Raw genomic sequence first — 15,246 nt, 5'->3', positions numbered from 1 at the left:
CTCGTGGTCGGCAGGCGGATGGGCGGGGCGGGTGGCGGGGGCCCGGGTGAGGGCCGACGGGTCAGGTGTGGAAGGGGAGTCCGGCGTCGGCCGCCAGCTCCAGACCGTCCGCGTCGGGCGGTGGTACGAGGGTGGCGGTGCCGTCGCTCACCGGTACGACGCCCAGTTCGAGCAGTTCGGCCATGGCCGCGCTGCCCGCCATGTCGCGGACCTGCAATTGGTACCGGGCGGTGGTGCGATAGGCGCCGCCGGCGTCGTCGCCCGTGCGCTGGAGGAAGCCGGAATCGGTGAGGAAGGCGACGGCCTTGCCGACGATGCCGGTGGTGGACCCGGCGAGCCGTCGCGCGTCCTTGGTGGCGCCGGTGGCGCTGCGGCGGGCGTAGACGCGCCAGGCGGCCTCGAGACCCGGCTCGTCGGTGGCCGGGTCGGTGTTCTCGCCCTCGGCGTCGGCGCGCTCCTCGAGACGGCTGCACGCCTGGCGTACGAAGGCGTCGACGCCGTTGACGGTGATCCGGCCGATGTATCCGTCGTCGGCGAGGTCCTCGGGCCGCGGGAACGCCATGGCGGCGACGGCGAGATGGGCCAGACCGTGCAGGAAGCGGTCCGCAGAGTCGGCGGTGGCGCGGCGGGCGTAGTCGCCCATCCGGACGGCGAACACGGAGTCCTCGCCGGCCGTGACCGCCATACCGGCGCGCGGGGAGACTTCGAGGACGATCAGGCCGAGGCCCGTGGCGACGGCGTCCGCGAGGCGGGCGAACGCGGCTTCCTCGCGGTAGCGGCGCAGCAGTTCGGCGTACTCGGCGTCGCGGGCGGGCAGCAGCTTGGGCTGGAGTCCGAACGAGACGAGGCGCGCCGCGTCGGCGGCGTCGGCGGGTGTGACCGTGGCCTGCGCGGCCGGGACGGGCGTCTCGTGGGCGTCCGCCTCCCGCCATGCGTGCTGCTCGGCCTGGTTGTCGGTCACGGGTGCTCCTGCGCAGTCGTGGTGGTGGTCGCGGGCCGGGATGCGGACGCCGCAGCGGATCCGCGGCGCCGCCCCGCGGTTGGCGTCTCCCGTCCATGGGGACCCCGGGCGCCGGACACGGCCGGAGAGGAACCCCGCGCCGCCTCGGACGCGGTCGCAGAGGCCGGAGCCAGGGTCCTCACGCCGCCTCCGTCCGGTCCGCCGTCATACCTGCCGCGTCGAGCAGTGCCGTCCCCACTATCAGGTCCGCGCCGCCGAACTCGGGGTCGTCCAGCTCGGTGCCGTCGTCGACCGCGAACAGCAGCCGCTCCTCACCCTGGCGGTAGGCGGTGCCGACCGGAGGGCTCGCCGCGTGAATGGCCAGCAGCGCGACCAGGTAGGGCAGTTCGGGATCGCGGCGGCGCGCCTCGGCGAGGAGGCCGGACAGCCGGCGCGGCGCGTCGTGCTCCAGGTCGAGCAGCTCCATCGCGCTCGCCAGCTGTTCCTCGCTGAAGCGGCTGTCGTCCGGGGTCGCGATCAGATCGGGCTCGGGCATCTCCGCGCCGAGGTGCTCGCGTTCCAGGGGCGGCGTCAGCAGCATCTCGACGAGGTCGCCGACGCGTACGGAGGACGGGGTGCGCAGTCCGGTGCCGCGGGCGAAGAAGGCGTCCGTGACCCGGATCGCCGAGCGCAGCGGCAGCGGCAGCACCGGGGTGACGAGCTGTCCGTAGAGATCGAGTCCGGTGCGCGCGGTGGGACGGGCGAACGCCTGCCGGTCCTGCTCGGCACGGAACAGGGGTCCGGCCTCCAGGAGTCGCGACTGCAACTGGGTGTGGCGGCGGATGCAGTCCTTGACGATGTCGACGAGTTCGGCGGCGCGGCGCTTGTGCTCCGGGTCCTCGGCCTCGTCGCGTGCCTTGCGGATGTTGGTGAGGATCGCGTTCTCGTGGCGGTACCGGTCGGCGACGTGGTCCAGCGCTTCGGCGATCATGTCGGGAACGGCGTTCAGCCAGTCGACCGCGCGGACGTTGCGACGGGTTGCGTCCAGCGTCCGGCGGAGGGTCTCGGCGTACTGAACGGTGCGGTACCGCGCCTGCTCGGCGGCGAGCTGGGCGTCGGCGAGCCTGCCCCGGCTGATGAGGACTTCGAGCTTGACCTCCGCCGCGATCTGCGCGCTGGTGACGTCGGTGTCGAGCGCGCCGACCAGGACGTTGACCGCTTCGTCGGTGGTACGGAGGTAGACGCTGCCGCCGTGGCCCGGGACTTCCTCGATGAGTTTGAAGTCGTAGTCGCGGCGGGTGTAGACGCCGTCGGTGCCGAAGGTGCCGTAGACCGCGCGGAAACCGCGGTCCACGCTGCCCACGTTGATCAGGTTCTCCAGCACCCAGCGCGCGACGCGCTCGTGCTCGGCTACGGGTCGCTGCGGTGCCTGGGCGCCGATGCGCGGCAGCAGCCTGGCGACGATCTGGTCGTGGTCGGCGCCGGTGTCGAAGTCCATGTTGAGCGTGACGAGGTCAATGGCGGACAGCGCCACCTCCGCCATCGCGTAGACCGTGTACTCCCCCGCGAGGTTCGCCTTGCGGGCGTCCAGGTCGTGCAGCGGAGCGGTACACGCGAGCGCGCGAAGCCGCCGCGCGAGCCCTTCGTCGGCGGCCGGGCCCTGTGCGGGCCGCGGCCCCGCGCTGAGCTGGGGCGGAACGAATTCCGTCGAGGCAGGCGAAGTCACGCTGCACAGATTAGGTCCTCGCACCGACAACGGTCGAAACGACGCAGAAGCGACCGCAGCACCGGGGCCGCGGTCCGGCCCGGGTGCGGGTCCGCGTCACCCGGCCCCGCGCCCGGCGTGACTACGCTCCCTCGCCGTCCTCGTCCGCGACGAGGTCGGCATAGGTCTCCACCATCTGGGTGCGGGAGTCCTCGAGATAGTCGGTGAGCAGCCGTTCGGCGGAGGTGCGGTCGCCGGCCTGGAGCGCGTCGAGAATGGCGCGGTTGCGGACGAGGTAGGGCTGGTGCAGCCGTCGGGGGTCGTCCACCACATGGAAGGCGAGCCGGAGTTCGGCGAGCACGCTGCGCATCAGTTCGTCGGTGCGGGCACTGCCGGCGAGGGCGACCAGTTCGCGATGGAAATGGATGTTTGCGGTGGAAACGCCCTTCCAGTCCCTTTCGCGCTCAGATCGTTCACCGCCGGAGACCGCGGCTTCGAGCCGCTCGACGGCGTACGGCGGCTCGCCGAGACCGTGTACGACGGCACACTCGACGAGGAGGCGGGTGCGGTAGATGTCCGTGACGTCCTGGACGGCGAGCATCCGGACGAAGACGCCGCGGTTGAGTTCGTGGACGAGCAGCCGTTCGTGGGTGAGCAGCCGGAACGCCTCGCGCAGGGTGTTGCGCGATACGCCGAGCGCCTTGCCGATGCTGTCCTCCGAGAGCCGCTCCCCCGGCGGGAAGTAGCCCTCCGCGATCCGGGTCCGCAGGATGTCCGCGACCCGCTCGGCCGTGCTGGTGCGACCCAACAGCGGCCGGTCGTCCGCCAGTCCGCCGACCTCGGGCTCCGTCGTCCCCACAGCACCCCTCTCTCCTGCGCCGGCGGCTCCCGGCGATGCGCGAGCTCCATCGTAGAAGGAAGAACGACCCGACATGACTCTTGTCGGATCGTTCAACAATCCCCTACCTTGGCGCTACCGCACAGTCGCCAGCACCCTCTCCCCCTCTGCGAGGTGCAGATGAGTACGACCCAGGCACAGTCGAAGCAGGGCGAACTCCCCGAGGACACCGGCGCCTTCGCCTGGCTGCGGGCGCTCGGCCCCGGCGGCCGCCGCGCCTTCGGCGGCGCGTTCGGCGGATACGCCCTCGACTCCTACGACTACTTCACGCTGCCGCTGAGCATGGTGGCGATCTCCGCGTACTTCGCCCTCGACAACGGACAGACCGGACTTCTCACCACCGTCACCCTGGTGGTCTCCGCGGTGGGCGGCGCGCTCGCCGGAATCCTGGCCGACCGCATCGGCCGGGTGAAGGCCCTGATGATCACGGTGATCACCTACGCGGTCTTCACCGTGGCCTGCGGATTCGCCCCCAACTACGAGACGCTGATGGTCTTCCGGGCCCTCCAAGGCCTCGGCTTCGGCGGCGAGTGGGCGGTCGGCGCGATCCTGGTCGCCGAGTACGCCGGACCCAAGCACCGCGGCCGTACCCTCGGTGCCGTCCAGAGCGCGTGGGCGGCCGGCTGGGCGCTCGCCGTGATCGTCTACACCCTGGTCTTCGAGTTCCTCGACGCGGACACCGCGTGGCGCGTGATGTTCTGGACCGGCGCGCTGCCCGCTCTGCTGGTGATCTATGTACGGCGCCATGTCAAGGACGCTCCCGAAGCCGCCGCCCGGCGCAGCGCCAGCAGCGAGCGCGGTTCCTTCGGGGCCATCTTCAAGGGCGACCTGCTGCGGACGACACTCTTCGCCACACTGCTGTCGACCGGCGTCCAGGGCGGCTACTACACACTCGCCACCTGGGTCCCCACGTATCTCAAGACCGAGCGGGGGCTGACGGTCGTCGGCACCGGCGGCTATCTCGCCTTCCTGATCTCCGGCGCCTTCCTCGGCTATCTCACCGGCGGCTATCTCACGGACCGCATCGGCCGCAAGAACAACATCACGCTCTTCGCCGCCCTCTCGGCGGCCGGGATTCTCGCCTACACCAACATTCCCTCCGGAGCGAACGGCCTGCTGCTCGTCCTCGGCTTCCCGCTCGGGTTCTGCATGTCCGCGATCTTCAGCGGCTTCGGCTCCTTCCTCAGCGAGCTCTACCCGACGGCCGTACGCGGCACGGGTCAGGGCTTCACCTACAACAGCGGGCGCGCGGTCGGCGCCTTCCTGCCCACGCTGGTCGGCTTCCTGTCCGACAGCTGGGGTGTGGGTGGCGCACTCATCCTCGGCGCCGCGGGCTACGCGCTGGCGGTGGTGGCACTGTTCGGCCTCCCGGAGACGCGCGGCAGGGAGCTGCTGTGACGGCGTACAGCACACCCTCCAAGCCCCTCGACGGGCGCGCGTGGAGCCCGGCCGAGGCCCGCACACGGTTCCGTTCCGGGCTGAGCGGCCCGACCGCGGGCATGGTCCCGGGCCACGCACAGGCCAACCTGATCGCGGTTCCCGCCGACTGGGCGCACGATGTGCGGGAGTTCTGCCGGCACAACCCGAAGCCCTGTCCCGTACTCGACGAGACCGACGCCGGTTCCTGGTCCACCACGCTCGCGCCGGGCGCGGACCTGCGCACCGATCTGCCGCGCTACCGGGTGTGGGAGCACGGCGAGCTCGTCGACGAGCCCACCGATGTCGTGGAGCGGTGGCGCGGGGACCTCGTGTCGTTCCTCATCGGATGCAGCTTCACCTTCGAGTGGGCTCTGTCGGCGGCCGGCGTCCCGTTGCGCCATGTCGACCAGGGCCGCAACGTCCCGATGTACGTGACCGACCGGCTCTGCCGTCCGGCGGGACGACTGCACGGACCCATGGTCGTCTCCATGCGTCCCGTACCGCCCGGGCACCTCGCCGCGGCGGTGAGCGCCAGTGCGGCGATGCCCGCGGTCCACGGCGCCCCGGTGCACAGCGGCGACCCCGCGGAGCTCGGCATCGAGGACCTGGACCGCCCCGACTTCGGTGACGCGGTGGTCCCGGAGCCGGGCGACATCCCGGTGTTCTGGGCCTGCGGAGTCACCCCGCAGGCGGCGGTCATGGCCTCCCGGCCGCCGTTCGCCATCACCCACGCACCGGGCCGGATGTTCATCACGGACGTCCGCGACGAGCAGTACCGCGTGGCCTGAACCCGCGGCCCGATCCGCGTGAACCGAGCAGAGGCAGGAAAGAAGGAGCACATGACCTGGGCGTCGATCGACCTCAACGCCGACCTCGGCGAAGGCTTCGGCCGCTGGCAACTCACCGACGACGAACAGCTGCTGTCCGTCGTCACCAGCGCCAACGTCGCCTGCGGCTTCCATGCCGGTGACGCGGCCACCATGCGCCGCGTGTGCACGCTCGCGGCCGAACGGTCGGTGCGGATCGGCGCCCAGGTCTCCTATCGCGACCTCGCCGGCTTCGGACGGCGTTCCATGGACGTGCCACCGGACGAGCTGGCGGCCGAGATCGCCTACCAGATCGGCGCGTTGGAGATCTTCGCCCGCGCCGCCGGCTCCCGGGTCTCGTACGTCAAACCGCACGGCGCGCTCTACAACCGTGTCGTGCACGACGAGGAGCAGGCGGCCGCCGTCGTCGAGGGCGTCATGCTGTCGGGTGAGCGCCTGCCGCTGCTCGGACTCCCCGGCTCGAAGCTGCACACCATGGCGGAGAAGGCCGGACTGCCGGCGATCACCGAGGCGTTCGCCGACCGCGCGTACACCGCCGAGGGGACGCTGGTGCCCCGGAGGGAGGAGGGCGCGGTCCTCACCGATCCGTCGGCCGTGGTCGAACGGTCCGTCAGCATGGCCCGGTTCGGGGTGGTCGCCGCGCGGTGCGGCAAGTCCGTTCCCGTCCGGGCCCGTTCACTGTGCCTGCACGGCGACACCCCCGGAGCCGTCGCCCTCGCCCGGCGCGTACGGCGGCAGTTGGAGGCCGCGGGTGTGCGCGTGGAGGCGTTCGTATGAGGGTGCTGCCGGTCGGTGACCGGGCTCTGCTCGTCGAGCTCGTGGACGGCGACGAGGCCGGTGCGCTCCATGCCGAGCTGCTGCGCCGCCGGGCGGCGGGCACGCTCCGGCCGGTACGGGAGATCGTCCCGGCGGCACGGACCGTCCTGCTGGACGGGCTCGACGACCCGGGGCACTGGGCCGAGGAGCTCGCGGGGTGGGACGTGCCACCGCTCCCCGCGCGCGTGGACGAAGCCATCGAGGTGCCGGTGCGCTACGACGGCCCCGATCTCGCCGACGTCGCCGCGTTGTGGCGGGTGACGGAGGCGCAGGTGGTGGAGATCCACGCGGCGACCGAATTCCGCGTCGCCTTCTGCGGATTCGCCCCCGGGTTCGGCTATCTCACGGGCCTCCCGCAGCAGTACGCGGTACCGCGCCGGGCGACCCCGCGCACCGCGGTCCCCGCCGGTTCCCTCGGTCTCGCCGGTCCGTACACCGGGATCTATCCGCGCTCCTCCCCCGGCGGCTGGCAGCTGATCGGTTCCACGGCTCTGGAGCTGTGGGACCCGGCCCGCGAGCCGGCCGCCCTCCTCTCCCCCGGGACCCGGGTGCGCTTCGTGCCGGAGGGCCGATGACCGACCGGGCGATCGCCGTCGTACGGGCCGGGGCGCTGAGCACCGTGCAGGATCTGGGCCGCCCGGGGCACGCCCACCTCGGCGTGCCCCGGTCCGGGGCGCTCGATGCGCCGGCAGCCCGGACGGTCAACCGTCTGGTGGGCAACGCGGAGGGCGCGGCCGTCCTGGAGACCACGCTCAACGGCTGTGCGCTGCGCCCGCGTTGCGCGGTCACCGTCGCGGTCGGCGGAGCGCCCTGCCCGGTCACCGTCGACGGACGGCCCGTGGCCTGGGGAGCACCGGTCCGGGTGGCCGCGGGCTCCCTCATCGAGGCCGGCTGGGCCGCGCGGGGCGTCCGGTCGTATGTGGCGGTCGCCGGAGGGTTCGCGGTGGAACCCGTCCTGGGCAGCCGCTCCACGGACCTGCTGTCCGGTCTCGGACCGGCGCCGCTCGCGGACGGCGCGGTGCTGCCGCTCGGCAGGCCCACCGGGCAGCCGGCGCGACTCGACGGCGGTGTGCCGTGGCCCGCGCCGCCCGCGGAACTGATCCTGCGCGTACGGCTGGGACCGCGCGCGGACTGGTTCACGGACGGGGCCCTGCGCACGCTGGCCTCCGGCGGATACCGGGTCTCGGCGTCGAGCAACCGCATCGGGCTGCGGACGGAAGGCCCCGCGCTGGAGCGGGCGCGGACCGGTGAACTGCCCAGCGAGGGCATGGTGCTGGGGGCGGTCCAGGTGCCGCCGGACAGCTGCCCGGTGGTCTTCCTCGCCGATCATCCGACGACCGGGGGCTATCCGGTGGTGGCGGTGGTCGACCCACGGGACCTCCCCGCCACGGCCCAGGCGGCACCCGGCACCCCGGTCCGTTTCGTCCCCGTCCGCTGACGGAGCCCGGATCAGCGGACGGCGGACGGCGGACGGCGGACACGCGGCAGACCTCAGACCGGCTCCCCGTAGCCACCGCCGCCGGGCGTCCTGACCACCAGGACGTCGTCCGGCCCCACGTCCACCGAATCGACGCCCTTCAGTTCCGTCACACCCCCGTCGGCGCGCTCCACCCGGTTCTCGCCGAGCGCGCCCGCCGCACCGCCCGCCATCCCGTACGGTGCGACGCGGCGGTGCCCGGTGAGCAGTGCCACCGTCATCGGCTCCAGGAAGCGGATCCTGCGTTCGACGCCCTGTCCGCCGTGCCACCGGCCGTCGCCCGCGCTGTCGTCGCGTACCGCGAAGGCGTCCACCCGCACCGGATAGCGCCACTCCAGCACCTCGGGGTCGGTGAGCCGCGAGTTGGTCATGTGCGTCTGGACGGCGTCGGCGCCGTCGAACCCGTCCCCCGCCCCCGAACCGCTCGCCACCGTCTCGTAGTACTGCACCCGGTCGTTGCCGAACGTCAGGTTGTTCATCGTGCCGGAGCCCTCCGCCTGGACGCCGAGCGCCGCGTAGAGCGCGCCGGTGACGGCCTGTGAGGTCTCGACATTGCCCGCGACGGTCGCCGCCGGGTGGACGGGCGCCAGCATGGATCCTTCCGGCACCCGGACCTCCAGCGGCTCCAGACAGCCGCTGTTGAGCGGGATGTCGTCGGCGACGAGCGTGCGGAAGACATAGAGCACGGCCGCCATCACGACCGAGGTGGGCGCGTTGACGTTGCCCGGCTGTTGCGGCGAGGTGCCGGTGAAGTCGATGACGGCGCTGCGTTCGTCGCGGTCCACCCGCAGCGCGACACGGATGACCGCGCCGCCGTCGGTCTCGTAGCGGTACTCACCGTCGTCGAGATCGGCCACGATCCTGCGGACCGATTCCTCGGCGTTGTCCCGGACGTGGCGCATATAGGCCTGGACGACGTCGAGCCCGAACTCGTCGACCATACGGCGCAGTTCCTCGATGCCCTTCTCGTTGGCCGCGATCTGGGCGCGCAGGTCGGCGAGGTTGGTGTCGGGGGCCCGGGAGGGGTACGCCGCCGTGGTCAGCAGCTCGCGTGTCTCCTCCTCGCGCAGCACGCCGTCCCGGACGAGCAGCCAGTTGTCGAAGAGCACACCCTCCTGGTCGATCGTCTCGCTGAAGGCGGGCATCGAGCCGGGGGTGATGCCGCCGATCTCCGCGTGGTGCCCGCGGGAGGCGACGAGGAAGCGCAGCTCGTCACCGTCGAACACGGGCGTCACCACGGTCACATCGGGCAGATGCGTGCCCCCGTGGTACGGGTCGTTGATGGCGTAGACGTCGCCCGGCCGCAGTCCGTCCCCGTTGCGGCGCAGCACCTCCTTGATCGACTCACCCATCGAGCCGAGGTGTACGGGAATGTGGGGCGCGTTGGCGATCAGATTGCCCTCCGCGTCGAAGAGGGCGCACGAGAAGTCCAGCCGTTCCTTGATGTTGACGGAGTGGGCGGTGTTCTCCAGGCGCACCCCCATCTGCTCGGCGATGGCCATGAAGAGGTTGTTGAAGACCTCCAGCAGCACCGGGTCGACGTCGGTGCCGACGGCGGTCCTGCCGGGCCGGGGCCGGACGCGCGTCAGAAGCAGATGACCGCCCTCGTCCGGCGCGGCCCGCCAGCCGGGGTCGACGACCGTGGTGGCGTCGGACTCGGCGATGATCGCGGGCCCTTCGACGGTGTCGCCGTGCCCGATGTCGGCGCGCCGGTACAGCGGCACCTCCTGCCGCTCACCTTCCACGAACATCGGAACGCGGGCCCGTGGCGCGAACTCGCCCCCGCCCTCGGTCTCCTCGACGACATGAGCGCCGTGTTCGCCCGCCGTCCCCACCGCCTCGACGGAGACCGCCTCCACGACGAGCGGCTTGTCCATGGTGAAGGCGTAACGGGCCCGGTGGGCCGAGGTGAAGGACTCCCGCATGGCGGCCGCGCCCTCCAGCGGTACGGGCAGGCTCGCGTCCGTGCCGGCGTAGCGGAGCAGGACGCGTGCGTGGGTGGTGATCGCGTCGTCCGGGACGTTGTCGTCGCGCAGTTCGGCCCGGGTGCGGCCGGCCAGCTCGTCGCAGAGGGTGCCGACCCGCGCGCAGGTCTCCTCGTCCAGTTCCGCCTCCACGGACTGCTCCAGCATGGCGGTCGCGTCGGCGAGGCCGATGCCGTACGCGGACAGCACGCCCGCGAGCGGGGGCACGATCACGGTGTCGACGCCCAGGGCGTCCGCGACGGCGCAGGCGTGCTGGCCGCCCGCGCCGCCGAAGGAGTTGAGGGCGTAGCCGGTGACGTCGTGGCCGCGCTGGACGGAGATCTTCTTCACCGCGTTCGCCATGTTCAGCACGGCGATCTCGAGGAATCCGGCAGCGACCTCCTCGGGCGTGCGCCGGACTCCGCTCTCCCGGCGGACCTCCTCGGCGAGTTCGGTGAACCGCTCCCGTACGACGTCGCCGTCCAGCGGCCGGTCGCCGTCGGACCCGAAGACGGCGGGGAAGTGGTCGGGCTGGATCCGGCCGAGCATCACATTGGCGTCGGTCACCGTGAGGGGCCCGCCGCGGCGGTAGCAGGCGGGTCCGGGGTCCGCGCCCGCCGAGTCGGGGCCGACCCGGTACCGGCGGCCGTCGAAGTGGAGCACGGAACCGCCGCCGGCGGCGACGGTGTGGATGTTCATCATCGGCGCCCGCATCCGCACGCCGGCGACCTGAGTGCCGAGTTCGCGCTCGAACTCCCCCGCGTAGTGGGACACATCGGTGGACGTACCACCCATGTCGAAGCCGATGACCCGCCCGAAACCGGCCTGTTGGGCGGTGCGCGCCATACCGACGACCCCGCCGGCCGGTCCCGACAGGACGGCGTCCTTGCCCCGGAAGTGGGCGGCCTCGCGCAGTCCTCCGTTGGACTGCATGAACATCAGCCGGATGTCGGCGAGTTCGGAGGCGACCTCGTCGACGTAGCGCCGGAGGATGGGTGAGAGGTAGGCGTCCACGACGGTCGTGTCGCCGCGCGGCACGATCTTGATGAGCGGGCTGACCTCGTGGGAGCAGCTGATCTGGGTGTAGCCGAGTTCGTGTGCGGCTTCGGCGATGCGCTGCTCGTGGCCGGGGTGACGGTAGCCGTGCATCAGCACGATCGCCGCGCTGCGGAAGCCCTCGGCGCGCGCCGCCGTCAGCTGCTCGGTGACGTCGTCCAGGTCGAGCGGCCGGATGATCTCCCCGTGCGCGTCGACGCGTTCGGGGACCTCGATGACCTTCTCGTACACGGGCTCGGGCAGGACGATCCTGCGGTCGAAGATCCGCGGCCGGTTCTGGTAGGCGATGCGCAGGGCGTCCCGGAAGCCCTCGGTGACGACCAGGACGGTCGGTTCACCGCGGCGCTCCAGCAGGGCGTTCGTCGCAACGGTCGTGCCCATCTTCACGCTGTCGACGCGGTCGGCCGGCACGGGCTGGTCGGGCCCGGTGCCGAGCAACAGCCGAATCCCCGCCACGGCCGCGTCCCGATAACGCTCGGGGTTGTGCGAGAGCAGCTTCCGGGTCACCAGCCTGCCGTCGGGGCGTCGGCCCACGACGTCGGTAAAGGTGCCGCCACGGTCGATCCAGAACTCCCAGCGCCCGCTCATTCCCCCATTCTGGCAAGCGGGACCTCCAGGGACACGGCGGCGAGGGCGACGGAGAGTGCGTGCTCCGCGCTCCGGTCCAGGCGTTCGCTGGTGCCGCGCGCCCAGTGGCGCACTTCGGAACCGGCGAGTCGCATCAGCTGCGGCAGCAGATCGTTGCAGCGTCGGGCCACCCAGCCGGTACCCGCCGTGGCGAGCCACAACAGGGAGGCCGCCCTGGTCGGCGGGGGCTGGGTCGGCTCGGCGCCGGGCGCCTGACCGCGGGCGAGCCCGTACCCGCCGAGCAGTTCGTGGAAGCGCAGCGCGATCATGCGGTGGCCACGCTCCCCCGGATGCAGCCGGTCCGCGCTCCACATGGACCGGTCGAGGACCCAGGCGCCGTCGCTCGCGTGGAGATGGACGGCGTCGTAGCGGGCGGACAGGGCGTGCACGACCGCGTTGACCGCACGCTGGCGACGGGCGAGCGGCCGGGCGAGCGGGAGCGGAAGCCCCAGCATGGTCCCCGGGTCGGGGAGGCAGGCGGTCAGCAGGACGGTGCCCCGTGCCGTCAGCCGGTCGAAGACGGAGTCGAGGCGGCGGGTGACCTCCTCGATGTCGAAGGTGCGGCGCAGGGTGTCGTTGACGCCGACGACCACGGAGGCGATGTCGGGCCGGAAGGCCAGCGCCTCGGGTGCCTGCCGCTCGGCGACGTCCTCGGTGAGGGCGCCGCTGACGGCGAAGTTGCGGAACTCGGCCGGTGCCGAGCGGTCCCCCAGCCCGGCCGCGAGGAGGGCGGCCCAGCCCCGCCAGCCGTCGCCGACCCGGTCGCCGACGCCTTCCGTGAGGGAGTCGCCGAGGGCCGCGAACCGCAGGGCACGCGGCGGTGCCGGGGGTGCCAGGGGCGCCGGGCGGACGATGACGCCGGAACCCGGCAGCTCGGGTGCGGGGGCGAGGTCCGGTACGGGGTAGACCTCCGCGCCCGCGACGATCGCGGTACGCCCCGGCGCGGTCGGGTCCGCGGTGGCCGACGAGGGACGCGGAGAGCTCGCCGACGGGAGCACAGTGGCTGCTGTCGGATGCGGGGTCGCCGCCGCCGGATGCGCAGTGGCTGCTGTCGGATGCGCGGTGGCTGTCGGTTCCGGGGCGGCCACCGACGGGTCGGCCTGCGACGCGTCGGCGAGCGCCCCCGCGGGCGAGGCCGTCATACCGTCACTCCCTCTCCGAGGACGTGCGGTGCGGGCCGGCCGGTCGTCCGGGCGGCCGGGGCCTCCAGCGCGTCGAGGAAGGCGGTCACCGACCGCTGCCAGTCGAAGAGCTCCGCGCGCGCCCTGGCAGCCTCACTGCGTTCCCGCTCGGGGCGGGCGAGCAGCCCTTGGACGGCCTGAGCGAAGTCCTGCGGGGTGTCCTCTGCCGCCGCTCCCGCGTCGCCGATCACCTCGGGCAGTGCCGAGGAGGCACTCGCGACGACGGGGGTCCCGCAGGCCAGTGCCTCCAGGGCCGAGAGCCCGAAGGTCTCCGCGGGACCGGGGGCGAGGCAGATGTCCGCCGCGGCCTGCAGGTCGGCCACGGCCTCGCGGTCGCCGACGTATCCGAGGAACTCGGCCGGCAGCCGCTCCGCCCGTGCCCGGCGGATCAGGGAGGTCCGCAGCGGACCGTCGCCGGCGACGACGAGCGTGGCCCGTACTCCGCGCCGGCGCAGTTCCGCGAGTGCGTCCAGGGCCATGCCGGGGCGCTTCTCCACCGACAGCCGGGAGCAGAGAAGCAGCAGCACATCGGCCCCGGCCGCGTGCTCGGCCCGCAGGACCGTGCTGCGCCGCCCGGGACGGCAGTGGACCAGGTCGACCCCGAGAGGCGCGCGGACGACGTTGCGTGCCCCGATGCGCACGAACTCGCGCTCCGCCCACTCGGTGGTGCACACGATGCGCGAGTAGGCCCAGGCGCTGCGGCGGTTCAGCCGGTCCGCGGCGCGGACCGCGACGCCTTCGGACAGTCCCCAGGTGCGCAGCACCCCGTCCGCGGTCTCGTGGGAGACCATCACGGAGTGGACCCTGTGGCGTCGTGCCCACTCGCCGGTCCACCGCAGGGTGGTGCGGTCGGAGACCTCCAGCCGGTCGGGCCCGATGCTGTCGAGGACCTCCCGCAGGCGCCGCTTGGCGGCGAGTACGCGGTAGCCGCCGGTGCCCGGTATCTCGGGCCCGGGCAGGGTGATCACCCGGCCCTGCGGGGTCATCCGGTCGCTCTCCACGTCGCCGGGCACGATCAGCACCGGCTCGTGGCCGGCGGCGAGGTAGCCCTGGCCGAGTTCGCGCAGCGCCGTGCGCAGGCCCCCGGAGGCGGGGGTGACGAAGTTCGCCAGTCGTACGATCCGCAGGCCGCTCATGCCGCCACCGCCGTCCGGGCGCCGAGGACCTCGGCGTAGTGGTCGAGCAGGGCGTCGCCGATCACGGCCCAGGTCCGTCCTTCGACGGCGGCCCTTCCGGCGCGGCCGTAGGCGGCCCGCAGCTGCGGGTCCGCGGCGAGGGTGGCGACGGCGGTCCGTACCGCTTCGCCGTCCCGCGGCTCGATGAGCAGGCCGGTGCGCAGGTGGTCGACGAGGTCGAGCGGTCCGCCCGCGGCGGGTGCGATGACGGGAACGCCGCTGGCCATGGCCTCCTGCACGGTCTGGCAGAAGGTCTCGTACGGTCCGGTGTGCGCGAAGACGTCCAGCGAGGCGAAGATCCGGGCGAGGTCCGCGCCGGTCCTTCGGCCGAGGAAGACGGCGGTGGGCAGCGCGGTGCGCAGGGACGGCTCGCTCGGGCCGTCGCCGACGACGACCACCCGTACACCGGGTGTGGCGCAGGCCCCGGCGAGGAGTTCGACGTGCTTCTCGGGGGCGAGGCGCCCCACATAGCCGACGATCAGCTCGCCGTTCGGGGCGAGGCTGCGGCGCAGCTGCTCGTCCCGCAGTTCCGGCCGGAAACGCGCGGTGTCCACGCCGCGCGGCCACAGCCGCACCCTCTCGACGCCGTGTTCCTCCAGATCCCGCAGGGCAGCGGTGGAGGGGGCGAGGGTGCGGTCGGCCGCGCTGTGCACGGTACGGATGCGCCGCCAGGCGGCGTTCTCGCCCGCGCCCACGTAGGTACGGGCATAGCCGGCGAGGTCGGTCTGGTAGACCGCGACGGCCGGCAGCCCCAGCTTGGACGCGGCGGCCATGCCGCGTACGCCGAGGACGAACGGGCTGGCCAGGTGAACCAGCTCGGCCCGGTGGGCGGCGATCGTCGCCGCCACCTTGCGGCTGGGAAGCGCCACCCGTACCTGCGGATAGCCGGGGAGCGGCAGGGAGGGCACGCGCACCACCGGGCAGGGTGCGCTCTCGTCGGAGCCGTCCGCCCCGGCGACGGCCGGGGCTATGACGAGCGGGTCATGGCCGCGCGCGGCGAGATGCCGGGCGGTCTGCAGGGCGCAGTGCGCCACACCATTGACGTCTGGCGGAAATGATTCGGTGATGATGACGACTCGCATACCCGTGTTGTCGTCTGGCCCGGGGTGGCTGCGACAACGTGGATCTTTCCGCTTGTGGAACGTCCCATGAGCGTTTGTG

The 15,246-nt window shown here is 72.8% G+C and carries 12 protein-coding genes; 5 read left to right on the top strand and 7 right to left on the bottom strand.

Annotated features, from left to right (window positions below; translation table 11 throughout):
- Positions 1-61: 61 nt before the first annotated feature.
- From RPQ07_RS31165 to RPQ07_RS31155, 3 genes are all read right to left on the bottom strand, one after another.
- A complete protein-coding gene (locus RPQ07_RS31165) occupies positions 62-961 on the bottom strand; it encodes a hypothetical protein (RefSeq protein ID WP_313947551.1) in 900 nt (299 codons plus the stop codon).
- A 178-nt stretch (positions 962-1,139) separates the two neighbouring features.
- Complete coding sequence (locus RPQ07_RS31160) at positions 1,140-2,666, bottom strand: hypothetical protein (protein WP_313947550.1); 1,527 nt, start codon at positions 2,664-2,666, stop codon at positions 1,140-1,142.
- A 121-nt stretch (positions 2,667-2,787) separates the two neighbouring features.
- The gene (locus RPQ07_RS31155; RefSeq protein ID WP_313947549.1) at positions 2,788-3,504 is read right to left on the bottom strand and encodes a GntR family transcriptional regulator; all 717 of its coding nucleotides are present in this window, start codon (positions 3,502-3,504) and stop codon (positions 2,788-2,790) included.
- A gap of 159 nt (positions 3,505-3,663) precedes the next feature.
- Here RPQ07_RS31155 and RPQ07_RS31150 point away from each other — a divergent pair, with 159 nt between their 5' ends.
- The 5 genes from RPQ07_RS31150 to RPQ07_RS31130 are packed head-to-tail and all read left to right on the top strand — an operon-like array spanning position 3,664 to position 8,043.
- Positions 3,664-4,941, top strand: a complete 1,278-nt coding sequence (locus tag RPQ07_RS31150) for an MFS transporter (RefSeq protein ID WP_313947548.1) — start codon at positions 3,664-3,666, stop codon at positions 4,939-4,941.
- The gene (locus tag RPQ07_RS31145; protein WP_313947547.1) at positions 4,938-5,750 is read left to right on the top strand and encodes a putative hydro-lyase; all 813 of its coding nucleotides are present in this window, start codon (positions 4,938-4,940) and stop codon (positions 5,748-5,750) included. Before RPQ07_RS31150 ends, RPQ07_RS31145 begins: the two co-directional genes overlap by 4 nt.
- 51 nt (positions 5,751-5,801) lie before the next feature.
- On the top strand, positions 5,802-6,566 hold the full coding sequence (locus RPQ07_RS31140) for a 5-oxoprolinase subunit PxpA (RefSeq protein WP_313947546.1): 765 nt from the start codon (positions 5,802-5,804) through the stop codon (positions 6,564-6,566).
- On the top strand, positions 6,563-7,180 hold the full coding sequence (pxpB, locus tag RPQ07_RS31135; RefSeq protein ID WP_313947545.1) for a 5-oxoprolinase subunit PxpB: 618 nt from the start codon (positions 6,563-6,565) through the stop codon (positions 7,178-7,180). Before RPQ07_RS31140 ends, pxpB begins: the two co-directional genes overlap by 4 nt.
- Positions 7,177-8,043, top strand: coding sequence for a biotin-dependent carboxyltransferase family protein (locus tag RPQ07_RS31130; protein WP_313947544.1), 867 nt, complete (start codon positions 7,177-7,179; stop codon positions 8,041-8,043). The genes pxpB and RPQ07_RS31130 overlap by 4 nt, the downstream gene beginning before the upstream one ends.
- Positions 8,044-8,096: 53 nt before the next feature.
- On the opposite strand, the gene RPQ07_RS31125 is transcribed toward RPQ07_RS31130, so the two are convergent.
- The 4 genes from RPQ07_RS31125 to RPQ07_RS31110 all read right to left on the bottom strand — a co-directional run bounded on the left by RPQ07_RS31125 (position 8,097) and on the right by RPQ07_RS31110 (position 15,167).
- A complete protein-coding gene (locus RPQ07_RS31125; protein ID WP_313947543.1) occupies positions 8,097-11,690 on the bottom strand; it encodes a hydantoinase B/oxoprolinase family protein in 3,594 nt (1,197 codons plus the stop codon).
- On the bottom strand, positions 11,687-12,565 hold the full coding sequence (locus tag RPQ07_RS31120) for an SGNH/GDSL hydrolase family protein (protein ID WP_413777854.1): 879 nt from the start codon (positions 12,563-12,565) through the stop codon (positions 11,687-11,689). Before RPQ07_RS31120 ends, RPQ07_RS31125 begins: the two co-directional genes overlap by 4 nt.
- A 302-nt stretch (positions 12,566-12,867) precedes the next feature.
- Positions 12,868-14,046: a glycosyltransferase gene (locus tag RPQ07_RS31115; protein ID WP_313947542.1), complete on the bottom strand. Its 1,179-nt coding sequence runs from the start codon at positions 14,044-14,046 to the stop codon at positions 12,868-12,870.
- Positions 14,043-15,167 (bottom strand): glycosyltransferase family 1 protein, encoded by a 1,125-nt coding sequence (locus tag RPQ07_RS31110; protein WP_313947541.1) that lies wholly within the window; start codon positions 15,165-15,167, stop codon positions 14,043-14,045. The genes RPQ07_RS31115 and RPQ07_RS31110 overlap by 4 nt, the downstream gene beginning before the upstream one ends.
- Between the last annotated feature and the right edge of the window lie 79 nt (positions 15,168-15,246).

The organism is Streptomyces sp. AM8-1-1 (assembly GCF_032229325.1).
GTDB lineage: Bacteria > Actinomycetota > Actinomycetes > Streptomycetales > Streptomycetaceae > Streptomyces > Streptomyces achmelvichensis.
The sequence above is the reverse complement of the archived record's forward strand: the minus strand, read 5'-3'. Positions and strand labels throughout refer to the sequence as shown.

What these genes read in the sequence shown, in the direction of transcription:
- RPQ07_RS31110 (WP_313947541.1), bottom strand. Translation starts at nt 15,167, where the DNA reads ATGCGAGTCGTCATCATCACCGAATCATTTCCGCCAGACGTCAATGGT.
- RPQ07_RS31140 (WP_313947546.1), top strand. Translation starts at nt 5,802, where the DNA reads ATGACCTGGGCGTCGATCGACCTCAACGCCGACCTCGGCGAAGGCTTC.
- RPQ07_RS31115 (WP_313947542.1), bottom strand. Translation starts at nt 14,046, where the DNA reads ATGAGCGGCCTGCGGATCGTACGACTGGCGAACTTCGTCACCCCCGCC.
- RPQ07_RS31130 (WP_313947544.1), top strand. Translation starts at nt 7,177, where the DNA reads ATGACCGACCGGGCGATCGCCGTCGTACGGGCCGGGGCGCTGAGCACC.
- pxpB (WP_313947545.1), top strand. Translation starts at nt 6,563, where the DNA reads ATGAGGGTGCTGCCGGTCGGTGACCGGGCTCTGCTCGTCGAGCTCGTG.
- RPQ07_RS31125 (WP_313947543.1), bottom strand. Translation starts at nt 11,690, where the DNA reads ATGAGCGGGCGCTGGGAGTTCTGGATCGACCGTGGCGGCACCTTTACC.
- RPQ07_RS31150 (WP_313947548.1), top strand. Translation starts at nt 3,664, where the DNA reads ATGAGTACGACCCAGGCACAGTCGAAGCAGGGCGAACTCCCCGAGGAC.